This is a genomic window from Bradyrhizobium sp. AZCC 1678 (assembly GCF_036924765.1).
Classification (GTDB): Bacteria; Pseudomonadota; Alphaproteobacteria; order Rhizobiales; family Xanthobacteraceae; genus Bradyrhizobium; species Bradyrhizobium algeriense.
Map to the genome: position 1 here is coordinate 5,606,442 of NZ_JAZHSE010000001.1, position 26,585 is coordinate 5,633,026.

General features: G+C 60.7%; 30 protein-coding genes and 2 tRNA genes. 12 read left to right on the plus strand and 20 right to left on the minus strand.

What is annotated here, in order from left to right:
• Window positions 1-148: 148 nt before the first annotated feature.
• The 3 genes from V1294_RS26965 to V1294_RS26975 all read right to left on the minus strand — a co-directional run bounded on the left by V1294_RS26965 (window position 149) and on the right by V1294_RS26975 (window position 1,171).
• The gene (locus V1294_RS26965; protein WP_334501386.1) at window positions 149-430 is read right to left on the minus strand and encodes a DNA -binding domain-containing protein; all 282 of its coding nucleotides are present in this window, start codon (window positions 428-430) and stop codon (window positions 149-151) included.
• Window positions 431-725: 295 nt separating this feature from the next.
• Window positions 726-923 (minus strand): hypothetical protein, encoded by a 198-nt coding sequence (locus tag V1294_RS26970; RefSeq protein WP_334501388.1) that lies wholly within the window; start codon window positions 921-923, stop codon window positions 726-728.
• Between the two features lie 162 nt (window positions 924-1,085).
• Window positions 1,086-1,171: transfer RNA gene (locus V1294_RS26975), tRNA-Tyr, on the minus strand.
• Between the two features lie 204 nt (window positions 1,172-1,375).
• Between V1294_RS26975 and rlmB the strand changes: the two genes are divergently transcribed.
• The gene (rlmB, locus tag V1294_RS26980; RefSeq protein ID WP_334501390.1) at window positions 1,376-2,200 is read left to right on the plus strand and encodes a 23S rRNA (guanosine(2251)-2'-O)-methyltransferase RlmB; all 825 of its coding nucleotides are present in this window, start codon (window positions 1,376-1,378) and stop codon (window positions 2,198-2,200) included.
• Window positions 2,201-2,255: 55 nt separating this feature from the next.
• Here the strand turns inward: rlmB and V1294_RS26985 are convergent, their stop codons facing one another.
• Together V1294_RS26985 and V1294_RS26990 are read right to left on the minus strand one after the other, a co-directional pair.
• Complete coding sequence (locus tag V1294_RS26985; RefSeq protein WP_334501392.1) at window positions 2,256-2,606, minus strand: hypothetical protein; 351 nt, start codon at window positions 2,604-2,606, stop codon at window positions 2,256-2,258.
• 38 nt (window positions 2,607-2,644) lie between these two features.
• Window positions 2,645-3,091, minus strand: coding sequence for a hypothetical protein (locus V1294_RS26990; protein ID WP_334501394.1), 447 nt, complete (start codon window positions 3,089-3,091; stop codon window positions 2,645-2,647).
• A gap of 267 nt (window positions 3,092-3,358) precedes the next feature.
• Between V1294_RS26990 and V1294_RS26995 the strand changes: the two genes are divergently transcribed.
• Window positions 3,359-4,999, plus strand: coding sequence for an alkaline phosphatase family protein (locus tag V1294_RS26995; RefSeq protein WP_334501396.1), 1,641 nt, complete (start codon window positions 3,359-3,361; stop codon window positions 4,997-4,999).
• A 119-nt stretch (window positions 5,000-5,118) separates the two neighbouring features.
• Here V1294_RS26995 and V1294_RS27000 read toward each other — a convergent pair whose 3' ends face one another.
• The gene (locus V1294_RS27000; protein WP_334501398.1) at window positions 5,119-6,312 is read right to left on the minus strand and encodes an alpha/beta fold hydrolase; all 1,194 of its coding nucleotides are present in this window, start codon (window positions 6,310-6,312) and stop codon (window positions 5,119-5,121) included.
• 219 nt (window positions 6,313-6,531) lie between these two features.
• Here V1294_RS27000 and V1294_RS27005 point away from each other — a divergent pair, with 219 nt between their 5' ends.
• Together V1294_RS27005 and V1294_RS27010 are read left to right on the plus strand one after the other, a co-directional pair.
• Window positions 6,532-7,512 carry a Bug family tripartite tricarboxylate transporter substrate binding protein gene (locus tag V1294_RS27005; protein WP_334501399.1) on the plus strand — a complete coding sequence of 327 codons (981 nt, stop codon included), beginning with the start codon at window positions 6,532-6,534 and terminating at the stop codon, window positions 7,510-7,512.
• 92 nt (window positions 7,513-7,604) lie between these two features.
• A complete protein-coding gene (locus V1294_RS27010; RefSeq protein WP_334501401.1) occupies window positions 7,605-7,817 on the plus strand; it encodes a hypothetical protein in 213 nt (70 codons plus the stop codon).
• 463 nt (window positions 7,818-8,280) lie between these two features.
• Here the strand turns inward: V1294_RS27010 and V1294_RS27015 are convergent, their stop codons facing one another.
• Window positions 8,281-8,529, minus strand: a complete 249-nt coding sequence (locus V1294_RS27015; RefSeq protein WP_334501403.1) for a hypothetical protein — start codon at window positions 8,527-8,529, stop codon at window positions 8,281-8,283.
• Window positions 8,530-8,914: 385 nt separating this feature from the next.
• Here V1294_RS27015 and V1294_RS27020 point away from each other — a divergent pair, with 385 nt between their 5' ends.
• A complete protein-coding gene (locus V1294_RS27020; RefSeq protein WP_442895388.1) occupies window positions 8,915-9,583 on the plus strand; it encodes a hypothetical protein in 669 nt (222 codons plus the stop codon).
• 152 nt (window positions 9,584-9,735) lie between these two features.
• Window positions 9,736-10,674: an alpha/beta fold hydrolase gene (locus V1294_RS27025; protein ID WP_334501407.1), complete on the plus strand. Its 939-nt coding sequence runs from the start codon at window positions 9,736-9,738 to the stop codon at window positions 10,672-10,674.
• 21 nt (window positions 10,675-10,695) lie between these two features.
• Here V1294_RS27025 and V1294_RS27030 read toward each other — a convergent pair whose 3' ends face one another.
• The 7 genes from V1294_RS27030 to V1294_RS27060 all read right to left on the minus strand — a co-directional run bounded on the left by V1294_RS27030 (window position 10,696) and on the right by V1294_RS27060 (window position 16,411).
• A complete protein-coding gene (locus V1294_RS27030) occupies window positions 10,696-11,322 on the minus strand; it encodes a methyltransferase family protein (protein WP_334501409.1) in 627 nt (208 codons plus the stop codon).
• Between the two features lie 27 nt (window positions 11,323-11,349).
• Window positions 11,350-12,399, minus strand: coding sequence for an NAD-dependent epimerase/dehydratase family protein (locus V1294_RS27035; RefSeq protein WP_334501411.1), 1,050 nt, complete (start codon window positions 12,397-12,399; stop codon window positions 11,350-11,352).
• A 33-nt stretch (window positions 12,400-12,432) separates the two neighbouring features.
• Complete coding sequence (locus V1294_RS27040) at window positions 12,433-12,945, minus strand: Mpo1 family 2-hydroxy fatty acid dioxygenase (RefSeq protein ID WP_334504831.1); 513 nt, start codon at window positions 12,943-12,945, stop codon at window positions 12,433-12,435.
• 416 nt (window positions 12,946-13,361) lie between these two features.
• Window positions 13,362-13,550, minus strand: coding sequence for a helix-turn-helix domain-containing protein (locus tag V1294_RS27045; protein WP_334501413.1), 189 nt, complete (start codon window positions 13,548-13,550; stop codon window positions 13,362-13,364).
• 300 nt (window positions 13,551-13,850) lie between these two features.
• The gene (locus V1294_RS27050) at window positions 13,851-14,819 is read right to left on the minus strand and encodes a Bug family tripartite tricarboxylate transporter substrate binding protein (protein WP_334501415.1); all 969 of its coding nucleotides are present in this window, start codon (window positions 14,817-14,819) and stop codon (window positions 13,851-13,853) included.
• Window positions 14,820-14,831: 12 nt separating this feature from the next.
• Window positions 14,832-15,527, minus strand: coding sequence for a HoxN/HupN/NixA family nickel/cobalt transporter (locus V1294_RS27055; RefSeq protein WP_334501418.1), 696 nt, complete (start codon window positions 15,525-15,527; stop codon window positions 14,832-14,834).
• Between the two features lie 164 nt (window positions 15,528-15,691).
• Entirely contained in the window at window positions 15,692-16,411 is a 720-nt protein-coding gene (locus V1294_RS27060; protein WP_334501421.1) for a dienelactone hydrolase family protein, read from the minus strand.
• A 130-nt stretch (window positions 16,412-16,541) separates the two neighbouring features.
• On the opposite strand from V1294_RS27060, the gene V1294_RS27065 reads away from it, so the two are divergent.
• Complete coding sequence (locus V1294_RS27065) at window positions 16,542-16,952, plus strand: hypothetical protein (RefSeq protein WP_334501423.1); 411 nt, start codon at window positions 16,542-16,544, stop codon at window positions 16,950-16,952.
• Window positions 16,953-17,113: 161 nt separating this feature from the next.
• Window positions 17,114-17,188: transfer RNA gene (locus V1294_RS27070), tRNA-Thr, on the plus strand.
• 518 nt (window positions 17,189-17,706) lie between these two features.
• On the opposite strand, the gene V1294_RS27075 is transcribed toward V1294_RS27070, so the two are convergent.
• Window positions 17,707-19,302, minus strand: a complete 1,596-nt coding sequence (locus tag V1294_RS27075) for a porin (protein WP_334501425.1) — start codon at window positions 19,300-19,302, stop codon at window positions 17,707-17,709.
• 404 nt (window positions 19,303-19,706) lie between these two features.
• On the opposite strand from V1294_RS27075, the gene V1294_RS27080 reads away from it, so the two are divergent.
• From V1294_RS27080 to V1294_RS27090, 3 genes are all read left to right on the plus strand, one after another.
• Complete coding sequence (locus tag V1294_RS27080) at window positions 19,707-20,222, plus strand: MarR family winged helix-turn-helix transcriptional regulator (RefSeq protein WP_334504833.1); 516 nt, start codon at window positions 19,707-19,709, stop codon at window positions 20,220-20,222.
• A 486-nt stretch (window positions 20,223-20,708) separates the two neighbouring features.
• Entirely contained in the window at window positions 20,709-21,827 is a 1,119-nt protein-coding gene (locus tag V1294_RS27085; protein WP_334501428.1) for an alpha/beta hydrolase family protein, read from the plus strand.
• Window positions 21,828-22,106: 279 nt separating this feature from the next.
• Window positions 22,107-22,583 carry a hypothetical protein gene (locus V1294_RS27090; protein WP_334501431.1) on the plus strand — a complete coding sequence of 159 codons (477 nt, stop codon included), beginning with the start codon at window positions 22,107-22,109 and terminating at the stop codon, window positions 22,581-22,583.
• A gap of 95 nt (window positions 22,584-22,678) precedes the next feature.
• Here the strand turns inward: V1294_RS27090 and V1294_RS27095 are convergent, their stop codons facing one another.
• Window positions 22,679-22,786, minus strand: a complete 108-nt coding sequence (locus V1294_RS27095) for a glucose transporter (protein WP_334479358.1) — start codon at window positions 22,784-22,786, stop codon at window positions 22,679-22,681.
• A 206-nt stretch (window positions 22,787-22,992) separates the two neighbouring features.
• Between V1294_RS27095 and V1294_RS27100 the strand changes: the two genes are divergently transcribed.
• Window positions 22,993-23,247: a hypothetical protein gene (locus tag V1294_RS27100; RefSeq protein ID WP_108516840.1), complete on the plus strand. Its 255-nt coding sequence runs from the start codon at window positions 22,993-22,995 to the stop codon at window positions 23,245-23,247.
• 99 nt (window positions 23,248-23,346) lie between these two features.
• On the opposite strand, the gene V1294_RS38110 is transcribed toward V1294_RS27100, so the two are convergent.
• The 4 genes from V1294_RS38110 to V1294_RS27120 form a co-directional block, all read right to left on the minus strand.
• Window positions 23,347-23,793: a hypothetical protein gene (locus V1294_RS38110; RefSeq protein WP_442895389.1), complete on the minus strand. Its 447-nt coding sequence runs from the start codon at window positions 23,791-23,793 to the stop codon at window positions 23,347-23,349.
• On the minus strand, window positions 23,768-24,481 hold the full coding sequence (locus tag V1294_RS27110) for an outer membrane protein (RefSeq protein ID WP_334501433.1): 714 nt from the start codon (window positions 24,479-24,481) through the stop codon (window positions 23,768-23,770). The genes V1294_RS38110 and V1294_RS27110 overlap by 26 nt, the downstream gene beginning before the upstream one ends.
• A gap of 375 nt (window positions 24,482-24,856) precedes the next feature.
• Window positions 24,857-25,906, minus strand: a complete 1,050-nt coding sequence (locus V1294_RS27115; RefSeq protein WP_334501436.1) for an alpha/beta fold hydrolase — start codon at window positions 25,904-25,906, stop codon at window positions 24,857-24,859.
• Between the two features lie 214 nt (window positions 25,907-26,120).
• Entirely contained in the window at window positions 26,121-26,546 is a 426-nt protein-coding gene (locus V1294_RS27120; protein WP_334479353.1) for a hypothetical protein, read from the minus strand.
• Between the last annotated feature and the right edge of the window lie 39 nt (window positions 26,547-26,585).

Genomic DNA, 26,585 nt, shown 5'->3' on the forward strand with positions numbered 1-26,585 from the left:
GCGCGTCTGGAAAACCGTCGGCCTCCGTCTTGCTCGACCGCCAGAATGCCATCAGCTCCTTGCGATTTGGCCGTCCAGTCGGCGCGCATTTCGTCGCTGATGAAGCCGTCAGGTGCGTGCCGACGCCGTCGCCGTAAACTACCTCTCCTTAGTTGCGTGAGGCGCCGCCCCGTAGCAGATGACGATAGCCTTGCGCAGTCATCCAACTGGCGCGCGATAGGTGGCTTTCGAATGCGAGCCGCGCGCGGTCGGCCTCGATGTCTGGATCGATGCGAAGTACGATTCGAGAGACATCGCGCCAGTCGGCGCCTTGTTGATCAGCATCAAACACGCGCATGTACGTGATCATGTGCTCCTCGTCATACGCAGTGAGGGTTGGTCCGTCTGGCGCTACATCCGCGATTTGCGGATCGAGCGGAGGCGTTTTCATAGGCGTTCTCGCGACGAAAGTGCGACGGTGCATCACACACAACCTCAGCCCCAGTTTGGGACGTTTGTAAGTCAGCGGTCGCGATTTGCGGATCGTGCCGCGCATAGCGTCGCATAGGTTGCAGCAGAGGCTTCGATCCTCATCAGGATGAACCCATTTGTACGGCGTAATCTCCCGCTGCTTTGTCAATTTGATCATGCGGACTGGCGGCTTGTAGCGGCGCGTGCCGCAGGACCGACATCGAAAGGACGGTTCTAGCTTCCAGATCGGCATATCACGCGCCGTGCGGATAGCATCAATCCATGTTCTTGAGCTTGCCGCGCAAGGCCTTCGACGACTTGCCTTTAGCTATCTCATCGAGCTTGCTGAGCTTCCGGGCCTGGTCGACTTTGGTCTTCGCGGCCATGCGCTGCATGTGCCGCGCGATGCTCCCTTGAACATTAGCTCCCCCTCCCGATTCGAACGTCAGCAGCGTATTCTGCTGAATCATCACTCAGGCAGCAGCCAAGCTGGCAATCGGAGCCAGAGGCAACCTCGCCTTTCGTCGGTTGAGCTAGCAGCGGGATCAGTGGGGCTTGGAGTGGGGCTCAAGAGCATTCGAAAATCTGCCGCGCGGGGCGGCACCTGATTTTCTTACCTAAGCCATTGAAAAGATTGGTGGGGAAGGAAGGACTCGAACCTTCGAAGCCATACGGCGGCTGATTTACAGTCAGCTCCCTTTGCCACTCGGGACACTTCCCCGTCCGCCAGCGTCAGGAACCGGCCGCCCGAGTGGCGGAGGACCGGACCATGGATGACGCTGAGGCCGAAAGCCTGTTTCGAACCGGCTTCGACCGGCGCGTTTATGGGCGAAGCGGGATAGCAAAGTCAACCAACGGCGCCTGCCAAAAACGCATCTGATGAGGCCAAATTGCCATATTCGGGCCCCCGTGACACAAGCTCCCCATGAGCGATCGCGACCGAAAACCGCCGTTCCGCCGTGGCGGCGGTAAACCCTTCGAAAAAGGGCGGAAATTCGCCCGTCCACCGGGCCGGGACCGGGATTCGAGCCCTGACGGGCCGGTGATTCTTTATGGCTGGCACACGGTTTCGGCGGCCCTAGCCAACCCGGAACGGCAGATCCGAAAGCTGTTCCTGACCGAAAACGCCGCAAAGCGCCTGGCGGACGAGAATATCGACACCCGGGTTCCCCCCGAAATCGTCCGCCCGAACGCGATCGACCAGCGGCTCGGCCCCGACGCCGTGCATCAGGGGCTATTGGCGGAGGCCGAGCCCCTGCCCTCGCCCGATATCGATACGCTGGCTCAGGAAGGCATCGTGCTGGTGCTCGACCAGATCACCGATCCGCACAATGTCGGCGCAATCATGCGCTCGGCGGCGGCATTTGCGGTGAAAGCGATCGTCACCACGGCCCGGCACAGCCCGGAGGCCACCGGCGTACTGGCGAAATCCGCCTCCGGCGCGCTGGAGCTGGTACCGCTGGTGACCGTGCAGAACCTCGCCCGCGCGCTCAACGAGTTGAACGACCGCGGCTTCATGACGGTTGGGCTGGACAGCGAGGGCAGCGAGGACCTCGGCGCGGTGACGCTACAGCAGCCGCTGGCGCTGGTGCTGGGGGCCGAGGGCAAGGGCCTGCGGCAACTGACCCGCGAGACCTGCCGCGTGGTGGCGCGGCTCGACATGCCCGGCGAGATCAAGAGCCTGAACGTGTCGAACGCCGCGGTGCTCGCGCTCTATATCGGGGCGAGCCGATTGGGCCTGATGAAATGAAGAACGCCCGCTCGCGCGAAGCGAACGGGCGCTGAAGCTTCAGATTTTTACCGGATCAGTAATAGCGGCGCAGCACGCGCCGACCGTGATAATAGCCGTAGCGGTGTGCGCGATAGTACGGACGGTTATAGCCATAGCCGTAGCCGGAGATCGCGCCTTCACGATAGACCGGGCGCGGCGCCCAATTGCCGGGACCGGTGTAGGTCGGGCCCTGGTTGACATAGTAATACTGCTGCTCCGGATCAGGCAGCCGCTCGCGGACCCAGCCGCCGCAGGGGTTGCAGCCATACGCAGCGACGGGCGCGACATACACTTGCGGCGCGCAGCCGGTGTAGCCACAGGCCATCGCGGGCGCAGCGGCCATGACGGCGACTGCGGCGACCAATCCCTTAATCAAATGACGCATTACTCTCTCCTGTTGGTGTTTTCGTTGCTGTAATTTTCTTAGCGTGGAAAATGATGGGGCCTCCGCCTGTCTTCCTGCGGCGCGTAGATGATCTCGGGCGGATTGACGGGGACGTTCGATTGCGCCGGCAGCGGCGCCGATTGCGCCGACCAGGATTGATGATAGCTCTCGGCCGGCTGCGGCAATCTGCGGTTCGCCGGCGGTTCGATTTCGAGCCGCCCGTAACCGGGCATGCGGCCGGCGCTCGGATAATAGCGGCCGACGTGCGGCACCGGATCGACATAGCGACCACCGTAGACGGTCGGCTCGACATGGGTGCCTTTGCCCAGCCCCCAATCGCCCTCGACCACCGCATAGGATGCATCGACGCCATTAATGATGACGGGTACGCCGGGGCGGCCTGGTATCACGATCTCGAAGCCGCCGCCGGCAAAGGCCGTCGACGTCATCGCCGCCAAAATTGCCAGTGTCGAGGCAACGCGCATCGCTTGGGATTCCGTTTTCCTGGAGTCCCAATTTAATCCGACACGCCGTTTCAGGGGTTAAGGCGGCCGGCCAAACTGCCGGTAAGGCTAACGCGCCAGCATGGATCGCCGTTCAATTGCGAGAAAAGTCGCTATCCAAACGTTAACGCCGAGGGGATCGGCAGGCCGACCCCGGGAGTTGGCGCCCGCTGGATTGTTATTTGCGCGGCAATGTCGCACCATCCCGCCTTCTCCCGCTTCCTCCGAACTCCAGCCGAAATGCCTGAAATGACGACCAAAACGCCCGCGAAGAATGTGCTGTGGATCATGTGCGACCAGCTTCGCTACGACTATCTCGGCTGCACCGGGCACCCCGTTCTGAAGACGCCAAACATCGACGCGATGGCCAAGCGCGGCGTTCTGTTCTCGAAGGCCTATGTGCAGTCGCCGATCTGCGGCCCGTCGCGGATGTCGTTCTATACCGGCCGCTACATGCGCTCGCACGGCTCGCACTGGAACGGCTGGCCGCTGCGCATAGGCGAACCGACGCTCGGCGATCACTTGAAGAAGATCGGCGTCCGCAACGTGCTGGTCGGCAAAACGCATATGGCGCCGGATCTGGAGGGCCTGAAGAATCTCGGCATCCCCCAGGACTCGATCATCGGCGTGCATGTGTCGGAATGCGGGTTCGAACCCTATGAGCGCGATGACGGCCTGCACCCGACCGGGCGGCCGCGCCCGGCCTACGACAATTATCTTCGCCAGCACGGCTACGACGCCCCCAATCCGTGGGAGCACTGGGCCAATTCCGGCGCAGCCGAGGACGGGAGCCTGCAGAACGGCTGGCTGCTGGTGCACGCCGACAAGGCGGCACGCGTGCCGGACGAGCATTCCGAAACGCCCTACATGACGCGGCGCGCGATGGAGTTCATTGCGGAAGCCGAGGATGTGGGGCGGCCATGGTGCCTGCATCTGTCCTACATCAAGCCGCACTGGCCCTACATCGCGCCGGAGCCCTACGCCAGCATGTACGGTCCGCAGGATGTGCAGCCGGTGATCCGCTCGCAGGAGGAACGCGCCAACGCCCATCCCGTGTTCGCCGCCTATATGGACATGCGCTACTCCCGCAACATGTCGCGCAACGAGGCGCGCGAAAAAGTCATTCCGACCTATATGGGCCTGATCAAGCAGATCGACGACCAGATGGGCGTATTGATGCGCTTCCTCGAAGCGCGCGGCCTGCTCGACACCACCATGATCGTGTTCACGTCGGACCATGGCGACTATCTCGGCGACCACTGGATGGGCGAAAAGGATCTGTTCCACGAGCAATCGGCCAAGATTCCGCTGATCGTGATCGATCCGTCAAGCGCCGCCGACAGCACGCGCGGCACGGTGAGCGATGCGCTGGTCGAGGCGATCGACCTGGCGCCGACCTTCATCGACTATTTCGGCAGCAATCCGCCGGACCACATTCTGGAAGGACGTTCGCTGCTGCCGCTTTTGCATGGCAAGCGGCCGGCTGACTGGCGCAAGGTCGTGTTCTCCGAATACGACTACGCGATGCAGGACGTCCGCGTGATGCTGGGCCAGCCGATCGAGCGCTGCCGGCTGTTCATGGTGTTCGACGGCCGCTGGAAATTCATTCACGCCTCCGGCTTCCGCCCGATGCTCTACGATCTCGAAAGCGACCCGCAGGAATTGACCGATCGCGGCGCCGACCCCGCCTGCGCTGACGTCGTGGCGCGGCTGCAATCGGAGTTGTTCGACTGGGCGCTGCATCCGAGGATGCACATCACCACGCCGAATGCGAAGATCGCGGCATATGCTGCCCAGCAATTGCAGGTGAAGAACGGCGTGCTGATCGGCATCTGGGATGAAGCGGAACTCGGCGCGATCAAGGAGAAGATCGGGATTATCCGCAGTTGAATTTCAAGAGCGATCATCGGCCGCAGAGCCCAAACGACGAGAAATTTGCAAATAAAACCGACATGGCGAGACGCGGCTTTGACCCAATGCGAACGCGCGGATCGGTCGAAACGCGAGCGTCAGACACCTGTCAAGAACGTCTCAATCTCGCCGATGAACTTTGACCAAGCGGGCTCGCCCGGTATGGGGACGTGGTTTTCTGAGTCCAAGACCGCGAATCTTGCGTTCGGGACGGACGTGGCGATGCGGCGTCCCTCGTTAAACGGCGCTGCATTGTCGTTACGACAGTGAAGGACCAGGGTTGGGGCAGATACCTTCGGCAATAGATCGACGATATCGATCTCGTCAACGGCACATCGGTTCATGATCGCGTTTTCGACTGACGTCGAGAGGCGCAGCAGGTTTGCGTACCACTTGATCTGCTCGGCCGAAGCGCCGGGAAGAAAGACAGAGCTGAATATCCTTAGCAGAGCGGAGTTATCGTCGCCCCATCCCTGTCGCATGATGGCAATCCACGCTTTGGCGATTTCGGCCTCTTTCGGCGAGCCGCGTTTGTTGCGGCCCAACGCAAAGCCGCCGTGAAGGATCAGTTTCGATACACGTTCGGGATAGCGGGCAGCGTGAGCGATGGCGATTGCGGCTCCCTGCGATATGCCCAGGATGGCGTAACGATGCAGATGCAAAGCATCCACAACCGCGTCCAGGTCGCGCTCGAACGTTGTGAACGAAACATCGGTGATGTCTCGATCGGAAAGCCCAAAACCTCGACCATCGTAACGAACAAGCCGGACGCGGTCGACGAGGAAACGCCAAAGCGGTCCGCGGATAGGACTCTGCCAGTCGTACTCCAGGTGGGTGGCCCAGGTGGGAATACACACAAGCGGCATGCCCTGGCCCACACATGCAACGGCAATGTTGACGCCGTCTTGGGTTCGGCAGAATGTGAGCTCCTGATGACGCGAACCGATCATTGGAGGTCGGCTATCCAGTTCCCCATCGGATAATTCGGCCGCGAACAGATAGCCCCGGCGCGGGACGGTTTTGACGATCTCATGGGCATCGTCGGACAGCGCCTCGCGGATGTCCTTGATGGATTGGACGAGACAGCCATCGGATACGAACACGTTGGGCCACGTCGCTCTGATCAGCTCTTCCTTTGAAACGAGCCTGCCAGCGTGCTCAGCGAGATAGCGTAGCACATCGAAGGATTTCGGCCGAAGTTGAAGCTCCCGCCCGCCGCGCATGACCGCGCAGCGCTGCAGGTCAAGGGCATAACCGTTGAAGCAGAGCACCCTGGGAGAGCCGGAATGCATCCTGACCTCCACCGCCTTCAAAATACGATCTTACCACCTTCACCGATATTTCGGCGGAATTTCATCGCGCCCTCACTACGCCAGACGCTCGCCGTGCCAGTGTCGGCCCAGCGTGCGGGCGCGCCCCTTCGGGCTGCTCCGGGCCCGTCGCCAACAGCCACCCAAACGCTTCGCCGAGCCACGATAGCCCCGGAAGGATCATCTGAGGGGGAGGCAGCCATGAACCTTCTGCGTTCATTGATTTTGGTTCTTGCCACTCTGGTCATGTCTGTCACGGCGGGGCCGGTCGCACAGGCGCTAGATTATCCCATCCACACGGTTCGAATTGTCGTCGGTTTCGGACCGGGCACGTCTCCAGATATTGTCGCTCGCTTGCTCGACGATCGGCTTTTCCAGGCATGGGGCAAGCCGGTCATCATCGAGAACACGGTGGGCGCCAACGGCAATATTGCCGGGGAGCGCGTCGCAAGGGCCGAGCCCGACGGCCATACGCTGCTGCTCGCGGCCGCCCCAGTTATTGTCATTAACCCGAGCCTCTATGAGAAGATGCCGTTCGACCCGGTCCGGGAGCTTGTGCCGATCTCTCAGTTATGTGCTTACGCAAACATCCTCATCGTCAGCAACAACGTGCCGGCGAAGAATGTGCAAGAGCTTGTGGCACTCGCACGCGCGCGACCGGGCGCACTCACCTATGGGTCCGCAGGATTTGGCTCGACGCTGCACCTCGCCGGGGAACTGCTGAAGTCCATGGCGAAAGTCGACATCCTGCACGTGCCGTATCGCGGTGCTGTCTTTTCCCAGGAGCTGGTCGCTGGACGACTCAGCATGGCGTTTGCTCCTCCTACCGGCGCGTTGCCCCTCGCGCGCGAAGGGAAAGTCAGGGCGCTCGCGGTGACGTCGTTGGAGCGCTATGCCGGCGCACCCGATCTCCCGACCATGGCAGAGTCTGGCTTCCCTGACTTCGACGTAACGGTATGGTTCGGCCTCTTGGCGCCTGCCAGAACTCCACCGGCCATCGTCGACAAGCTGCACCGCGAAACAGCGAGGATTCTTGCCATCCCCGACATACGCAAGCGCTTCGGTGATCTTGGAATCGAGCCGATTGGGAATTCACCTGCGGAATTCGCCGCCGCTATTGATGATGAGATTCCGAAATGGGCGAAGCTGGTTAGAGAAGCGGGTATAAAGCTGCACGATTAGATTGCGGTCGGCCGCGGAACTTGTCGCCGGCACCGGCGCCGCCCTTCGAGGAGAGCAATGAAGCCATATCGCCGCGACACCAGATTTGACCGGTGGTCATCCTTTCCCGACCGGGCATCGCGGCGCTGCTGCAGTTAGAGCTATTCGATTGGGCGCTGCATCAAAAGATGCACGTCACGACGCCAAACGCAAAGATCGCTGCCTATGCGGCCCAGCAACTGCAGGTAAAGAACGGCGTGCTGATCGGCATCTGGGACGAGGCCGAGCTCGGCGCCATCAGAGAGAAGATCGGGATCAAGCCATAAGACCAGTGATGCGCATTGCACGACGGATTAGCCCAGGCAAAAGACGTCCGGCGTTCTGTCTCGGCATCAAGTGAGCGTGAGGCGTGAGGCAGCTCACATTCGAGAACCGCGAGTTGATCTAAGGCCGTCGCAAACCCGGCTGCGGGAGACGAGCCATGCCATTGTTCAATAGCCAAATCGATTGGCAGGGAATCGGCACCATAGTGGTGGTTGGGCTTTTCACCCTATTCGCCCTTACGTTCGCCGTTGTTAGTTACGTGGAATGGTCATCGAATGCCGACTTGGCCGAGTCTATGAGCACGACCGAGTCATCGGCATCTGATCCGAACCATTCCAACAAATCTGCAGCGCAGAACCCGTCCGCCAAGGGCCGAACGAACTGCCCCCTCGATAAGAAATCGCTCCCAACTCAACTACTGCCCTTGCCGTAGTCTACACTTCAGACCAATTCGATCTCGTGCGCTTACGACGCATCGTGCGCGACGGACGATTCCATCAGCGGCCGGTTGACCGGAGTACGGTAGAGCTCGTTACTGTCTCCGTCGGTGACACGCACAGCACATCCGGTGGAACACAGCTCGGGGCGAACGATGCAAAGCTCGCTCGCGAGGCTTTCGGCCTTATCGATCGCGTTTTCTGTGTTTTCGAGATACATGCCGCCCTGGTTTTTGAACTCCGCGCCTATGACGAGATCAAAGTTGAAGTATGGCATCAGTGCCCCCTGCCAAATTCAAGCTGCACGGAATCTAACTGAGTCTGGTGGGTTCCCCTCATTTCAATTTCTGCATTTGACATCTGATTGTAGCCGTCTGTTGCGCTTCGGTACCGCGACCGGGGCACGATTGCATTCTGCTCCGGGCGGCTAGCGCAAACCAGGGGTCGGAAACGAGTGTTGCGGCGGCGACACGCCGCGTTGGTAAATTGCGGCCGCTCACGCCACGTTTATTGCGGTTCCGGGCGCGCCGGCGCTACGGTCGCCCGGCGAAACACTTGCAGTCCCCTTGAGGAGCGCAATGAAGTCCTATCGCGGCAATATCGGATCTGTCGGCTGGTCATCCTGTTCCCGCCAGGCATCTTGGCGTCGACTGCAAACGATCGTGATCGCGATCTTGCTGCTCCTGCCGATCGGCGCAAGTCCCGTGCTGGCAGCACCGAATTCCGCGTCGGCAGCCTCGACTTCTCACGTCTATCTGCTCCGCGGCGTGCTCAATATTTTTTCTCTGGGTCTCGATGACATCGCGGCACAGCTACGGGCGCAAGGCATTCCGGTCACTGTCGCGAACTTCGCCTCCTGGTCGTCGCTCGCCGACGAAGCCGCCGCCGGATACAAAAGTGGCAGGATCAAGACGATCATTCTGGTCGGGCATTCCTCGGGCGCGACCGCATTGCCCGACATGGTCGCCAGGCTGGACCAGCTTGGCGCTCCCGTTAAGCTGGCAATCGGCCTGGATTCGGTGTTTCGCACCAAGCTCTCGGGGCGCGTGGGACGCTACGTAAATTTCTACATCGCCAACGGCAACGGCGAGCCGGTCGCAAAGACCGCGCAATTCCAAGGCAAGCTTGAGAACATCGATGTGCAGAACGTTCCTGGCGTCGGGCACATGTCCATCGAAAAGAACCAGATCATGCAGCGGAAGGTGATAAGCGAGATCGACGCTGTCGTCTTCGGCCGGTCTGTACCGGCTTCAGGGGTGCAGAAGCCGCGGCAGGCTGGAGCGGCAAGCGCACCGAGACCTGGCACGGCAAGCACCGCAGCGGTACGTTAGTAGCGGCAGTTCGAACGCCGTCGCCAAAGCGACGAGTGCCGCAATTCCGCCAATTCCCCAGCGATAGATCACCCGCAACGCGCTGGGTGGCGTGGCCCGCCGGCATTCATGGTCCGGCGTACCTTTACGTCTAGATCGCGAGCGGAATGTACATGAGAAATCCGACGCAGATTGCGGCCGTGGTGATCCGTACAGCCCTTTCCATTTGCATCTTCTCGACCATTTGCAATCTGGCACTCGCCGGTCCGGTCGCACGCTCGACCAATGCTGCCGCGACGACCGCCCCCGTCGCGCTGCCAGCCGCGACCCAGCCGCAGGCGCGCGTCTACCTGTTCCGCGGCGCGCTCGGGCCGATCTTTTCGCGCGGGATGGACCATCTGACCAAGCGCCTCGAACAAGCCGGCATCCGGGCTGACGTCTACGAATTCACCATTTGCCGGCTGATCGCGGATCAGGCTATCCGCGATTACCGTGACAATGCCGCTCCGGTCGTCCTGATCGGTCATTCGATGGGCGGACTTTGTGCCCTGACGTTCGCCGGGATACTGAAGTCCGAAAACATCCCGGTTAGCCTGGTGGTCACCATTGATCCGGCTCACGCAAGTCCGAAGGTGCCGCTGAACGTCGAGCGTTACATCAACATTTTCCTGTCCGACAGCGTATTGGGCGGCGGAGATGTGGTTGCGGAGCCGGGTTACCGGGGTCACTACGCGAGCTTCGATTTGAAGGAGCACGAGGAAGTCACCCACATCAACATCGACAAGATGGATTCCGTCCACGAGCAATTGGTGACGGCAATTGCGCAACTTGCGACGACGCCTTTGCCAACCGGTGGAGAGGCGGTGCCGCTGCGCTACGTCGTTCCTCCCAATGCCCCAATCGAGCTGTGGGACAGCGGCACGCAGCAATTCGCCCGTTCGGGCGATACCTTGCAGAGGCTTGCAGCACTTAACCATGTGCCGCTGTGGTCACTTACCCAAGTCAATCAGTACTCGGAGAGTGCGCCGCTGTCAGTTGGCCAGCGCGTCTTTGTTCCGCGGCGTCTCGTTGCGCCTGTCACGACATCAGCGGCGACGCCTCCGAAACGGTAACTTACAGGGTATTCTGCGGCGTCAGGAGCGCGGCAGAAACGGAATCAGCATCGGAACGCGACGGCAATACGACCCATAGGCATCCGCACCGAGTTCAGCCGTGAGGAAGCCTTCCTCCATGCGGGCCTTCAACGACATCCCGAGCGAGATCAGCATCGCACCCAGCATCGCGGTCACTGTTCCGACCGCGACACCCGTCACCAACATCCCAAAGATAAGCCCCGTATAGATCGGGTGGCGCACCAGCCCGTAGGGGCCGGTATCAATGACCTGATGGCCTTCCTTGTGTGTGATCGCGTTCGACCAGAAACGTCCGAGATGAATTCTCGCCCACCATGTGAACGAGATCCCCGCAAGGACCAGGCACGCCAGCGCGTAGATGCCAACGCTGCCAAACTGCCAGAGCGGCTTTTCCCCCAGAACCTTGCCGGTCAATGGCAAGAAAAGAATTGCCCCTGCGAAAATGGGGAGCCGGTATTTGAGCGAGTCCCAGGTCATCACGTGTTTCTTGGTTTGACCGGACCAGAACGACGCCAAAACCCAACTGACGACCCACAAAATCCAGATGACGGCGAGCAACTGTGTGGGCCAGGTAGTGGTCCAGCCACTCAAGGCGAAAGCGAACCATTGGCCAGGATCGTGCAGCATGTTGCGGACCTTCAGTGAGCGATTGAATCAACCGCCAAACCGGCGCTCGATGTGAAGCGATCGAGCGCGACTACTCGGCGTTGAGCTCCATTCAGGCTGATGGTGGCCGGCATCGAGCAGATGCGCAATGGTTTCCCGCAACACAGGTTCGACGGCGCCCGGCGCATAGCCCAGCTCTCGTTGTGCTTTCTCGATCGACAAGGCCCCTGCCCGCAATGCGATACGAACGCCTTCGGCCGTACCGGACGGGGGCCGGCGCGTCACGTGATCGGCGATGAACTCCAGCGTTGCAGTGACCATTTCGGCGACCTTGCCGTTCACGTGAATGCACCGGACGCGACGTCCGCTGATCTCAGCCATGAGTTCGAGAACCTGTCTTAGCGGCATGCTTTCGCCGCCGAGAACGTAGCGATGTCCAGCCTGTCCGCGCTCCATGGCAAGGATCAGCCCTTCGGCGGCGTCGCGCACATCGACGAGGTTCACGACAAAATCAAGATGCAATTGAAGGCGTCGCTTGAGAAAATACCGCAGCATTGCCGTCGGCGGCGTAACGTTGTGATCGTAAGGCCCGACCGGCATGGTGGGACAGCCGATCACCACCGGGTATCCGGATGCGGCCGCCTGCATGGCGAATCGGTCGGCGAGCATTTTCGAGCGCGTATATGGACCCGGCATGTCGTCCGGCAAGAGCGCATCGTCAGCGACAGGAACCATCGATGGCGAGGCACGGAACAGAATGGATTCCGTCGAGCAGTGCAGGAAGCGCCTTATGCCGCGCTTTCGCGCCGTCTCAATGACGATTTCGGTGCCACCGCAATTGACGGTGTGAAAATCAGCTTTTCGCGGCAGCCACATCCCCGGTAGGCCGGCCAGGTGATAGACCTCGTCGACCCCGTCCATTGCTCGGTCCACTAGGTCGCGATCAAGTACCGATCCACTGACATACTGAACCTGCGTCAAGGCGCGGGGTGGTGGCTGAAGATCGAGAACCCTCACCCGCCCACCTCGCACGATCAGCGCCGCGACGAGGTGCTTTCCGATGAACCCACTGCCGCCTGTGACGAGTATGCGCGTCATGCTGCGGGTGCACTCAAGCTGAGCTATTTGAGATCACGATGTAGCACCTCGCGGTTGCCCCTGGATGATGATAGCGAGATCGCGCCGAAAGCCCAGCGCGATAAACAGCTTCGCCATGACAAACATTGGTCCGAGCAAAAGGTGGGTCGGATTGTCGACCAGCGCCGGCTGCCGCCGCTCGAACACGCGGTGCCCAACAATCTGCGATGCGACCCCAACGACAATCAGGATGGCCGTAAGTGACCACATGCCAGCAGTCGTCGCATGACTAACGATCACGGCAGCGACTGAGAGCAACATGATTGCGGCCCCAAGGATCGCGGCTCCGAGCGCGAAGTCGAGCAGGAACCAGTAGATGAGCACCGGTACGACAGCGATGGTCGCCGCGCTGGTCTGGAACCCGAATACGGTGATGGACCACAGGCTGAGCGGAAGAACGGCGGCCAGGAACAAGAACGCGATGCCGAAGACATGCATCGCGCAATTCCAGGGGTCACGATGGTATTCAACGTACTCCGCAAGCTGCCGCCGAAAATATGAACTCATGCGGTGCTCTCCCTGCCGTCGGCAGCCGCGGCTAAACTGAATCAAACAAAAAAGCCGACACCCCTGCCTCGATAGCTAGAGTTAAACTTGGGAATCATCGTCAAGTCAAAGCGCGGCCACGGTGGTATTCCCGGCTCATTGAGCGCGAAGACGCCGCAGCGTAGACAAATCATGCGGTAATTCAGGCAACTAACATGGTATATGGGCCCGTGGAACCGGCACATCTTGCGACAATTTTTCCAGCAAATGTTGCCGTTCAGCCAAGCGTCCACTGAGCACTGGCGCGATTGTTCCCACGAGAAGTGGGCGACGGCCCCAGGACCTATCCGGATTGAACCAACTCGTCTGGGACCTCGGCGCGATCAGGGAGAAGATCGGAACGAAGCCTTGGAGGAGCCCACGCCATAGATGGCGACTTACTCCGACACTACATGCGCCTGCCGCCAGGCCGCCGGCGGCGTCCCTACCGTCCTGCGAAACGCACGATTGAAGGCGGCCTCGGAATCGTAGCCCACCGCCTCTGCCACGCGCGCGATCGGATCGCGCCCCGAAGCCAGCAGACCCGCCGCGAGTTGCATCCGGATCGCGGCCGAGACGCCCTTCAACATCGTTCTCGAAGCACGGCGATAAGGGACGGCGAACGTGCAGCAAACATCTTGAGCCGCCGGGAGGACTTGCTCACCGGCGGCAAGGGTACATGGTCATGACGCAGACATTACGAGCAAAACAAAGCAAGCGAGAGCTTGGCCAGGCCGGCTGGATCCTTGATTATTGGGTCGCCTCTTTGATCGCAGCGGTGGAGCGCGCCATACGTCATCGACGCGCGAAGCATCGCGCCAGGATGCGGGCCGCCAACCCGATCTCCGCAGCATCTGCGCGTAACGTTACGGGCGCGAGCGGCGATTCTAATTCGTGATCTTGTAGCCGGTCGCCTTCACGATCGGCTGCCACAAGGCGTGATCAGCCGCGAGCCTTTGCGTCAACTGCTCCGGCGTGGAGCCAACCGGAATCAGCATGACCGCGAGCAGCTTTTCCTTCACCTCGGACTTCGCCAACACCTCGGCGACGGCCGTGCTCAGCTTCTTTGCGAACTCTGGCGAGCTGCCGGCCGGCAGCCACATGCCGTACCAGCCGTCCGCCACCAGATTGACGCCGCTCTCCTTCAGAGTCGGGATGTCCGGCAAGAACGAAGAACGGGTCTCGCTGGCCACGGCGACAATCCGCAAACCTCCGGCGCGGTGCTGTGTGATCGTGTCGGAAACCGTGGTGATGCCAAACGGGAGGTGACCTGCAATCAGATCGTTGACCATCAGCGCCGAACCACGATACGGCACCTTGGTCATCGACAAGCCCAGCGCCTGCTCGAGCTGCCAGCCGGTGAAATGCGGGATGTTGCCGCTGCCCGGAGTGCCATAAGTCGCCTTGCCGGGATTCGCCTTCAACCAGGCTGCCAATTCCTTGAAGTCTTTGACTTCGATCGCGGGGCTCGCGACCACGGCGAATTCGAAGCGGGTAAGCTGCGAGACCGGCACAAAATCCTTGGCGGAGTCGAAGCTCGGTTGGTTCTCCACCATGGGCAGCAGGTACATGGTCGGGCCAGTCGTCATCAGGATCGTGGTGCCGTCGGGATTCGCGCCCTTTACCGCCCGGATGCCGATCAGTCCGTCGCCGCCGGTGCGGTTCTCCACGATGAAATTGCGGTCAAGGAGCGCAGGCAGATATTGCGCCAGCTGGCGGCATAGCAGGTCGCCGCTGCCGCCGGCTGCAAACGGGAAGATGATTTTGGTCAGCGGGCCCGATTGCGCGAACGCCTTGCCCGTCATCGCTGCGAGCGAACATGCGGCGCTTCCGGCCAGAAAATTGCGGCGATCCATTGCTATCGTCCCTTACGCGAAAGCGGTTTCATAGACAGTCATAATTCCGATCGCGACGGTGGCAAGCCCCACCGCCCCCTGCAGGCCGCGATTGACCCAGGTGAGCGAGCGGGCGGAGACCGCGAGCGGCACCGCGATCACCGTCGACAGCGCGCCCATGCCGATCATCGAGCCGACGCCGAACAGTGCGACGTAACCGAGGCCGAGCGCGGGACTGGACGCCTGCGTGACCGCCAGCACCAGAAGCGCAGCCGAGCCCGCCATGCCGTGCATCAGCCCGACCAGTAGTGTGCGCCAGCGGAAGCCATGGTCGTGGGCATGGGCCGCACGGGCATGCGGGCTGGTTTCGCCGGCATGGCTGTGGGCGTGGAAATGCACCGTGCCGTCGCCATGGCCGTGCCGGTGGAAATGCACCCGGTCGCGCCACAGACGCCACAGCACATGCGCCCCGAGGCCGACCAGCATGACACCGACGGCGGTCTCGATCGGCCGGGCAATGGTTTCGGGGATCGCGCGGCCGAGCAGGATGGCACAGCCTGCAAAGACGAACAGCGTCAGCGTATGGCCGAGCCCCCAGGTCAGGCCGTGCTTGACGATATCGGCCACATGGCTGCGGCGCGCGGCGATGCTGGAGACGGCGGCGATATGATCGGCCTCGAGCGCATGCTGCATGCCCAGCAAAAACCCCAGCCCCAGAATTCCGAACATACGCCCCCTGCTACCCGCTGCATCAGTTGAAGTTCAGCTCAAAGCTGAACTTCTAATTTTGATTTCGACGCGTTTTCTTCACGCGAGCCGGTGCCCACCTACGGATCAAGTCTGGGGGCATGCTTCGCTTGAAAACGCCATGAAATACCAGTTGGAAGCCTTTGTCAGGTCAAGACTTCATCGAACAGGCTTTTCATCGACGCCCAGGAGCGGCGGTCGGCCTGTTCGTTATACAAGGCGGTGCGCATCATCGAACCGTCGGCGGCCGGGTTGGTGAAGCCGTGCAGCGTGTTGCCGTAGGCGATGACCTGCCAGTCCTTTACGCCGCCAGTGCGCATTTCATTCTCGAAATCCGCAATCTGATCAGGCGGCGCCAGGGGATCGTCCACCCCGGTGCAGACCAGAACGCTGGCCTTCACCAGCCCCGGTTGCGCCCGCAGCTTTGTCGCCAGCACGCCGTGGAAACTGACCACCGCCTTCAGCTCGGCGCCCTCGCGCGCCAGCTCCAGCACCACCGACCCGCCGAAGCAGAACCCGATCGCCGCCAGTCTTTGGCTATCGACCTGCGGCAACGCGGCGAGTGTTTCGAGCGCGGCGCGACCACGGGCGCGGAGTTTTTCCGGCTCAGCGCGAAGCTCGCCGACCAGGGTCGCGACCTCCTGCAGGTTGGTCGCCTGCCGGCGGTCGCCGAACATGTCGGCGGCGAACGCGACATAGCCGAGACCGGCGAGCCGGCGCGCGCGCTCCATCGCGAATTCGCCAAGCCCGAGCCCTTCGTGAAATACGGCGACGCCCGGCCGCGGCCCGGCAGCGTTCTCGTCAAGCGCGAGATAACCGCGCAAACTGGTTTCGCCGCAGCGGTAATCGACGTCGCGCACCTGCATGAAATTCCATGATCCTTCAAATGATGGGCAGCCGGAACTTCACATCGGTTTTGACGATTGCACAATCCTCGAATCGGAACATCCGATAACGCCTCCGGTTGGGCTCCGACCTGACATCGGAGCAATCACAATGACAAGATCAGCAATTCTCGGCGCCGCCGCGATCCTTGCGTCCGCGCTCGCAAGTCCTGCGATGGCGCAGGAGGTTATCTACAATCCCGGCTATTGCGCGCAGTTCTATCCAAACGCCAACTGCCCGAACAAGGGACCGGGAAATCCCTATACCGACAGCTACCAGCGGCAGGTCTCTCGAGACCAAGTCTATCGGGATCGCACCTGGCGGGACAGCTACAACCGCTGGGACAACAACAGCAGCTTCTGGCCGGGCGATGTCGCGGCCGGCGTCGTCGGCAGCGCGGCCGGCACGGCGGCTGGCATCGCTCCGATCGGCGGCGATGCCTATGCCCACCGCAACGGCTTTGTCTGCATCCCCGGCACCTGGTTCCGCGGCGAGGATGGCCGGAGGCATCCCTGCCAGTAAGGCAAGCAGAATTTGCGATGGGAAGCCGGCCAAATGTCCGGCTTTTTCATGCCGGGACGGATATCGGGGTTCTGGCCCTTTGCGGCCAAGTCTGGTATTCGAGCCGCCGAAGATCGGGGCCAATGCGGGATGTTCTCACCGCTCACCGATCACTCCAATTCGCCGGTTTAGCTCAGCGGTAGAGCAGCGGTTTTGTAAACCGAAGGTCGGGAGTTCAATCCTCTCAACCGGCACCATGTCTTGCTTGAGGCCGCACCCAGCGATCTCTGAGAATGAAGCGAAATACGACACTATCCTCGAGCCGCGATCCGCCAGGCACTGATGGGGCACTGATGGTTTGCAGCATGGTCAGGCCGCCGCAGCCCCCACGAGGCGGCGAACCGGATCAGCATGGTTCGCACGGTCACTTCCCCCGATGATCCTGCGCCGCTCTGGCTGCCATCCGCTCAACAGGTCCCAAAAATTAAAAACCTCCGGCAGGGCATTGCCGGAGGTTTCGGAGGTTTATCATAAAGAAGCTTTGCGTCTCCTTGAGACTAAGAGGCCGTCAAACGATTTTGGCGGCTACCTGGAGATCACAATACATGACTAACTCACATTATCAAATCACATTTTGAAACTAATTCGCTCGCCCACAGATAGAACGTTCTGCTTTCCGAGGATCGTCGTCCAACATCCTGAAGCACGGATAACAGCAAAAACCCCCGGCAGTTTCCTGCCGGGGGCTCTCCTGGACTATCGTTAGATTATGCGATCAGAAGTTGCGCTGAACGCGAACGTTCAAGCTGACCGTATCCTGGTCCGCGTAGTTGTAGACGGCAGTCGGCTTGGGAGCCGTCGGCGTCAGAACCTTGGAACCGGTGAACTTCTGGTCGAGGTGGAAATAGAGCACTTCGGCCGAGAACGTCAGGTTCTTGACGGGAGTCCAGCGGGTGATCAGACCAATCTGCGCGAGATTGAAGTCGGGGTTGCAGCTGAAATCCGCAGACTGGGCGCCGAGGTTGCTCGCAGCGTAGGCCGCACAGTAAAAGTTCTTCGCCGTGCCATCATAGCGAATGGCAGCGTAGCCGCCGAACAGGCTGGTCGACCAGTATGGATCCCAGTTGTGGTTGAACGCACCACGGAAACCAAAACCTTCGGTCAGATGCAGCGTGCCGTCACCGCCGGCGAATGTCGGAAGATAGACGGCGTCGGTTGCGTTGGCGAAGCCGATGCTCTGATACGCGCCGCCACTGCCGCCGCCGAACATATTGAAGGCCCGTACGCCAGCGCTGGTGCCAATGATGTTCTTCATGTCGCCCTTGCCCCAGCTGGCATCCATCTTGATGTCGTCGCCGGCGCCAGTCGGGATGTTCTTGATCTGCAAGGCAGCCATCACCGAACCGCCAAACTTGCTCTCGGGGTGGCCAGAGATTTCAGAGAGACCATTCGCACCGAATGTCGGTCCCCCAAACGGCGTAACAAGGCCGCCGGTCACCACGTGTGTCAGAGCATTGTATGAACCGTTAACCTCATGCAATGCGCCCGAAATCTGGAACAGACCCCAAGCCTGATCGACCCGAATGTTGCCGACGATGTCGGGAACATGCGTGCCAGCGTAGGCGTTGCCGCTAGAGCCCGTGCCGGTAAGCGACGCGAGCGTAACGACGCCGGCGGCGGAGGTGTTCGCAAGGTTGTACACGCTGATGCGGTTGAACGCGAGCGGGTCGTCTAGACCGATCGTGCCCGACACGCCGTTGCCGAACTGAGCAGTGTACTGGATGTTGTTCGTGCCGGTAACGGTGTCATGACCGCCAACCAGGAACGAGGTGTTGTTGCCTGGATAACCATGCCAGGGCGTCGCATAGGCCGAAGCCGAACGACCGAAGGTGAACCCAGCGAACTGGATGAACAACATTTCCGTCGCGATCTGCTGGCCGTTGTTAAGGCCACCGGCTTGGCCGGTAGGTCCCACTTCTCTGAAGCTGCCGCTCGGCGAGGCGAACGACCAATCCAGCTGACCGAAGGTGCGAACCACGCCGTACTCGGTGGCAGTGCGGGTATCGATCGTGAACGCCAGACGGGAACGGGAGGCGAAGTAATCGCGATAGCGATTGCCCTGACCCAGATCGCCGGCCCAGGCCGGCTCATTGTAAGGAGCGCCGTTGAACGTTGTATCAACGCGCAGATAACCACCCAGCTTGATGCAGGTGTCGGTGCCCGGGATATAGAAGAAACCCGCGCCATACAGGGAGCAGATCCTCACGTACTCGACCGCTTTGGCCTTGACGGGAAGATCGGCTGCCTGAGCTCCACTCATGGCGATCAGACCCGCCGCTGAGCCGAGAATAAGGCTCTTAACCATCTTCATGTTAAACCTCCAAGTTGCTCTGTAGGGAAGGTTCCGGATCCGCTGGGTGAAGCACCCTAAGGTTGGTTCCCTTGTCCCCCATAAAAACCCGCCCAGCCGCTTCGCGCCTTCGGACACTCCCGCATCAGCGCGAGGGACTTAAGCGAACCACCTAGAACGGGACGATCTAGGACCCCCCAGTCGTCACGAGGACTATGCCTTCACAACTAAGTTAATCAAAATACTTTATGTACTCATGCATCGTTATGGTCGGCGCCTGTGTCCTTGCAGCAACAGGTCGAAAACAGGACAATTGCTAGGAATCATACCGATGTTTAAGGTGATTTAGTTCAATGATTTCATTATTGAATTTTCCAATGTGCATCGATGCAAGATCGGTGAAAAAAAGGGGCATCGAAAAGCAGATGAATTCACGAGTCGTGGAGAAGAATTCCGATCAACCTCAGCCCTCTGCAAGGAATCAGGACCTGGCAAAGCGATTCGCGTGGGAGGTCGCTTCAATCAATGTGCACCTCCAGCAACTCCGGCATTTTTGGGCGAAGACCCTTGGCGTTAGTGGTCCGCAGTGGATGATTCTGATGGCTCTGGCGGACTTGGACAAAGGCGACGGAGTTCCGGTGAAGGTGGTGTCAAAGATGCTTCACGTCGACTCGTCGTTCGTGACAACCCAGTCGAAAATGCTTGAAAAGAAAGGCTTCATGCGCCGAAAGACCTCGGAGGACGACGGCAGAGTTGTAAAAATGTCACTGACGGACAAGTCATACAAGCACATCGCAAACCTGGCCTCCCAGCAGGAAGCCCTTAACAAATTTATCTTTGCGGAATTCAGCGATAGAGAACTCACCGAGTTCACCGGCAAACTCGCGTCCCTCAAGGATCAATTTGAGAAGGCCTGCTTGAAGGTTGCCATGGACATCTGAGTCTCGGGCGTTGGTGAGTCTTGGGTGTTAGTGAGTCTTGGGCGTCAGTAAGTCTTGGGCGTCAGTGAGTCTCGGGCATGAGCCTGAACTCACAAACGGCCGACCTCGTGCCCTGCTAGAGATCTCACCAGGGTACTATCGAATTCGCTTGCGCTGCGCGGCTCGTTTCGAATCGGTCAGAAAGCGAACACCGAACTCCGGCCTGGACGATGTCCACCGTTGCGCAGGGGCGCATTCCAAAGTTCCACGCGCCGTTTCTGGCTGCAATGCGTATTGATCCATATCAAGCGAGCCATCGATTCTTCTTCTTTGAATGATCCCCGACAGGGAATGGGGAGCTTTCATGGAAGATCTGGTATGCCACATTGATCAGCGGCGGAAGGCCAATCGCAGCACACTCGACCGCACCGCGGAGGCGCGAATTGGCTTGCGAAAACGCACGCCTTGGTTGAGTATTGATCAACCTAAGTAATAAAGTCAGATTTGATGGCCATTCCGGTCGGTCACTTTGACCAAAAAGGGTGGATCCAGTGGCCGGACAGCGAAGATCTGTCTGCCGAATTTCTGCGGCTTTTGGGTGCTGCTCAAGAAGGCGGCTCAACTGTTTCTGAATGCTTCCGCACGGCAAGCCGGATAGATCCGAAGGACCACGAATCCTGGTACCGGGAATGGAACAAGACGGCCGACGCCAACAATGAGCGAGGCAATACAGCTCTCGGTGCTGGACATTTTCTGACGGCCCAAAGCAACTGGCTGCGGGCCCTAAACTATTATAGCGCGGCCGTGTTCGATCTTGAATTCGTGGACAAGAGACTGCAGGCCGGTCTCGCCAAGATGCGGACCTGCGCCCGTCGCTACCTGGAGCATCGAACCCCTGCTGGCGAAATTGTCGAGATTCCCTGGCTGAGCCGCTATCCGTTAGAGGGCTATTTCCTGCCTGCCCCAGCCGCGTCGGCTCAAACGCCTGTCATCATTTGCCTCGGCGAACCGGGACATCGAAAGGAAGAGTACCTCTACAAGACGGCGCGCCACGCCCGCAATCGCGGAATGTCGCTGCTGGCCACTGACCTTCTGGGAATGGATAACGGCGCACAGTTCGAAAATGTGGTCGGCCGTTCTGATCTGGAGACGGCTGTCTCCTATATAATGGACTATCTCACAACGAGGGACGACGTTGATAAACGTCGAATAGCGATTCTCGGCGATGGTTCGGGCTCTTTTGTCGCGCGCGGTGTTGCGCTTGACCATCGATTCGCTGCCGCCGTTTGTGACGGCGGCATTTGGGATTTGCAGGAGCGGGCGTTTTTGGCAAACCACATTGCGCCGCTTGATGCGCGCGCGAATCTCATACCCAACGGGATCGCACGAAATCTAAAGTGTCCGATCTTGATTACCATCGGCGAGCATGGCTGGCTGGAGCCAGAACACGTGAACGTCCTGATCGAGCAACTCAAGACGGATCAGCAGGATATCACGCTGAAAATTTTTACGGGCGCGGAAACGGCTGCCTCCCAAGGGCACGCCGACAACCCAACGCTTGCCAGCGAATTCATTTTTGACTGGATTGCGGACCGCTTGGAAAGCAATGCCGCTTCAAACCCATAGCTTGCGGCTCGGAGGAGCGTTGAGCGGCGACGGAAGCGCTCAGCAAGCGCGAAGATCGCACTGAGGCCGCGGAAGCGATCCGGGGCTTGGTTGAGGGATCATGCTGCGCCCGGTCCTAACCGCAGCGAAATTGACACCACCATGTGCACGTTGCCGGTCACGAACTGTCACCGTTTTGTCACCTCGCGCGCAAAAGCGCGGCAGTTATCCCCGGCCACCTCTCCACCCGCTTGATTCCACAAAAGGCGTTTGATGGAGTGACTTGGGCCGAGGTGTTTCATGAAATGGATGAGGGAACGCGATCTCCTGATCGCGCAAACGATGGCGTTCGTTCAATCGGTGACCGGCAAGACGCCGGAGGCCGAGAATACGGTCACCACGTCGGTTGCCCCGCTCTCCGTCGAGAGATCCGAAACCACACGCGCGGCCGAAACCACCCGCGCGGCCGCGGCCCTTCCTGACATTGAGTTTCTGCTGGCGGCGACCCCGTCCGTTGCCCGGGCGCCAAAAGAAGCATCACAAGACATATCAACAGAAGTACCTCAGGAAATACCGCGGGAGATATCGAGGCCGGCCCCTCCTGCGCGTCCCGATCTGCGGGAAGAATTCCAGTCCGAGATCAGGGCGCGGGTCGCCAGTTTCCGCGCCCATCAGGAGCGGTTCAACCGCGAGCGCGAGGCCTATTGCAGCGCGACCATGGCGAAGGTCCACGCGGCTCTCAAAGAAGGCGAGCAGCCGACGCGGCCGGGCAAGTAAACCCGGGCAGACCCAGCGCGCAAAAACCGCGCTTCCCCGGCATCCGCACGATGTTCAGAGCCAATTCAGAGCCAAGCCTTTCAGAGCCAAGCCTTTCAGAGCCAAGCATAGACCAGCGCCACGTTGGCCGCGCAGGCGGCCAGCAGGCAGACGGTCAGCGTGAGTTGGACACGCTCGCAGGAGGTCTGGAGGCTCGTTCTCATGGCCGGAAACATCCGGCGATTCTGGCGGTCGAGTCTCGGGGATTCTTTTTCCCGGGATTTACGACTCGTTAAAGACTCAGAGACTCCACGAAAATGGGCCGAAGCGAGCCAATTTGCTCCCGAAACGGCCTGTCGAATGGCTGCATGGCAGCCAAGCCTGAAACCCGGACCCCGCTTCCGCGTTGACCGTTTTATCGGAGTCGACAATGCCCTACGCGCTGTTCTCAAACGATGCCAAGCTGAGCAAGGCCTATCCCACCGCGGCCGACGTCTGGAAGATTGCCCAGAAGAGCGGCCTCGTGGTCGATGTCGTCTCCGAGCAAGACAGCACCGCCCCTCGCCCGGTGCTGGACCATGATTACGAGATCAAGCCGTGCCAGCTCGAGCCGCATGAAGACCCCGCCCGAAACAAGGCCGACGCCGAGCGCGACGCGCAGACGGAATTGCAGTTGGCGTCGTAAGGGCGACGGCGGCCAGGTAGGCAACCCGGGCAAACGACGGCTCTCGGCGTATGGGCCCCGCTCGCCGGGGACGACATCCGAGGCGGAAAGAAAATCGATTTACGGCGTCGCCGAGACCAGCGATGCCTGTTCCGCAGCCAGAGTGACACAGGCCTTGCGCCGCTGCAGTCCCCTGATCGCGCCGGTTACCTTGCGCACCTTGCCGGCCCCGCACGCGGGATCCTGCACGAAGGCGACTTCATAGGGAGCAAGCATAAGCGGTTCGGATTTCAGGACAGTTTGGGCAAGGCACGGAAACGCCGCTGCGGAAAAGATCAGCCCTAACGCAAAAGCACGCATGTTCGTTGTCCCACCAGCCGGCCGGAACCATAATATCGGATCGTGACGAAAAGTTGCATGCAGCGCGAAAATTCTTTCGCGCCCGCCAAAAAGCAACCGAGGCACGCTCGCCCCCGACAATTCCCCCAACAAAAAGGCCGGCGTGAAGCCGGCCTTTGTCGTGACGATACGAAGCGCCGTATCAATATCTGGCGGCAGCAGGCCCACCCCAACCAAACCGGTAGTTCACGCCGACCTTGGCGGTGTGTTCGTCGTTGCGGAAGCTGCGACCGGCGATATCGGCAGGACCCGTCGTGAAGGTGGTGTTGCCGAAATTGTAATACTGGTACTCGGCCTTGGCCGACCAGTTCGGGGCGAACATGTATTCGAGGCCGCCGCCGACGGTGTAGCCGTCCTTGTGGCTGCCGTTGGTGGTGAAGCCTTGCGGCACGCCGGCCACCGAAACACCGAGATTGTTGCCGTCGCGCCAGGCGTAACCGCCCTTGGCGTAGAGCAGCGCCGGACCCCAAGTGTAGCCGAGCCGGCCGGTCACCGAGCCGAGCTGGTCGGTGTTTGACGTCACGAGGGTGCCGCCCGGAAACAGCACGCCATTATTATTGTTGTTCGGCAGCCAGCTATACTGGGCTTCGGCACCCATTACCCAGTTCGGCGCGAACTGATAGTCGAAGCCGCCCTGCACGCCGCCAAGGAAGCGGGCGTCGCTGCCCTGCAGGGAGTTGTCACCCGCAAAGGCGCCGCCGACATGGCCGCCGATATAGAACCCGGTCCAGTTATAGACGACCTGAGGCGCGGTATAGGCAGGCGCCTTGGTATAAGGCCGCGGCGGTATGTCGGCCGCAAAAGCTGGAGCCGCCATGGCGGCCAGCGCGGCAGCGCCGAGCAAAATCTTCTTCATACTCATTCCCCGTTACGGACGTTGCGGACCCAATCCAAACAACGTGACTTCATTTAGGTTGCTTTGCGACAAGTGCCCGCGACCCGATGGCGCGCCACTGTGACGGCACAGCAACAAAACGCTTTAGTTCCCTTGCACATAGGGCTTTTCCCTCCATTAAGGAGGTGGTTTCCCGCTTAGTTGATGTCCGGGATGACTAAGGCAAGGTTCAACCCTCGCCGAAAAGTGATCCGAATTCGTTCACGGTTCCGTCCCGGGAAACAGCGCAAATGCGGACGCCCCCGCCGGCAGGCTTCACGGCCACCGGCGGGGCCCCTTGTTCCCTTGGCGGGGCCTAGCTCCCTTGGGGCCTGGCTCCTTGGGGCCTGGCTCCCTTCAAGAGCGAGCCACTTCGATGACGGCGTCGGCAAAGGCCTGCGGCGCCTCTTGCGGCGGGTTATGTCCGATCCCGCCAGTGAGGAGGCGGTGGGCATATTTGCCGGAAAACTTCCTGGCGTAGACCTTGGGGTCCGGATGCGGCGCGCCGTTGGCGTCGCCTTCAAGGGTGATGGTGGGCACGGCGATGGCGGGGAATTCGGCCAGCCGATTTTCCAGCTCGTCGTATTTCGCCTCGCCCGGGGCGAGACCAAGCCGCCAGCGATAGTTGTGGATCACGATGGCGACATGGTCGGGGTTGTCGAAGGACGCCGCGCTGCGCTCGAAGGTGGCGTCATCGAAATTCCACTTCGGCGAGGCGAGCTGCCAGATCAGCTTTGAAAATTCGCGCCGGTATTTTTCGTAGCCCAGCCGGCCGCGTTCGGTCGCGAAGTAATACTGGTACCACCATTGCAGTTCAGCCGATGGCGGCAACGGCTTCTTGTTGGCCTCCTGGCTGCCAATCAGATAGCCGCTGACCGAGACCAGCGCCTTGACCCGCTCCGGCCAGATCGCCGCGACGATGTCGGCGGTCCGCGCGCCCCAGTCGAAGCCGGCGACCACCGCCTTGTCGATCTTCAGCGCATCCATCAGGGCGATGACGTCGGTAGCGAGCGCGCCCTGCTGGCCGTTGCGCGGCGTGTCGCCCGAGAGGAAGCGCGTCGTGCCGTAGCCGCGCAGCCAGGGCGCGATCACCCGGAAGCCGGCCGACGCCAGCACCGGGGCGACGTCGACGAAGGCGTAGATGTCGTAGGGCCAGCCGTGCAGGAGGATGGCGACGGGACCATCGGCGGGCCCGGCTTCGGCATAACCGATCGTGAGTACGCCGGCCTCGACCTGTTTCAGCGCGGCAAACGAGGTGTGGGCGCCCGGCCTGATCGCGCCCGCGCCGGGCTTGGCGTCGCCGGGCTGTGCAAAGAGCGCGCCGCTCATGGCAAACGGCACCGCCGCAAGCGTCACGGCGGCGGTACCGAGGAAGCGGCGCCGGTCTGGATTGGTGTGCTGGGACATGGATTCTCACTCCGGCTATATCTGATGCGATTTGATCGTATGCGATATAAATGATGCATCAACCCCGATGTCGACCCTTCCGATTTAATCGTATGCGATGCAGATGGGTGCAAGGCATCACAGTCTCGTGTGGAGGCCAGCATGGAATCCGCGAAGGAAAGGACTCTGCCAACACCGACCCGGCCAAGCCGCGCTCTCAGCCAGACGCGCGCGATCAGCGCGTCATTTTCTCCAGTTCCGCGAATGGCGCGTACGCCATCCCCGCACAGGGCTCGACGGCGTTTTCGATGATGCGGTCGAGGCGACCGTCGACGAAGAGGATGGCGCGTTCGCGCGGCTCGCGGTAGCTGCCGTCGGACTCGCGCGGACTGAAGCGGAGACAGGCGACATAGCGCAGCCGCCCGCCGATGACGCGCTCGACCGGCTCGGCCATCACGGCGTCGCGCACGCCGACGGGATCGTTGAGATAGGTCTTCAGGAACGACAGTATTTCGGCGCGGAAATTTTTGGGAAACGGCTGGCTGGAGACGCCGCGATCGTCGGTAAAGGTGATCGGCTTGCTGTCATCGACGGCGGCGGCACAGGCCGACAGCATGATCGGCAGCAACATCATCGCCGCGAATTTGGCCGAACGTCTCAAGCGAACTCTTCCCCTGCCCTTCGCCGTCTCTTAGACCGC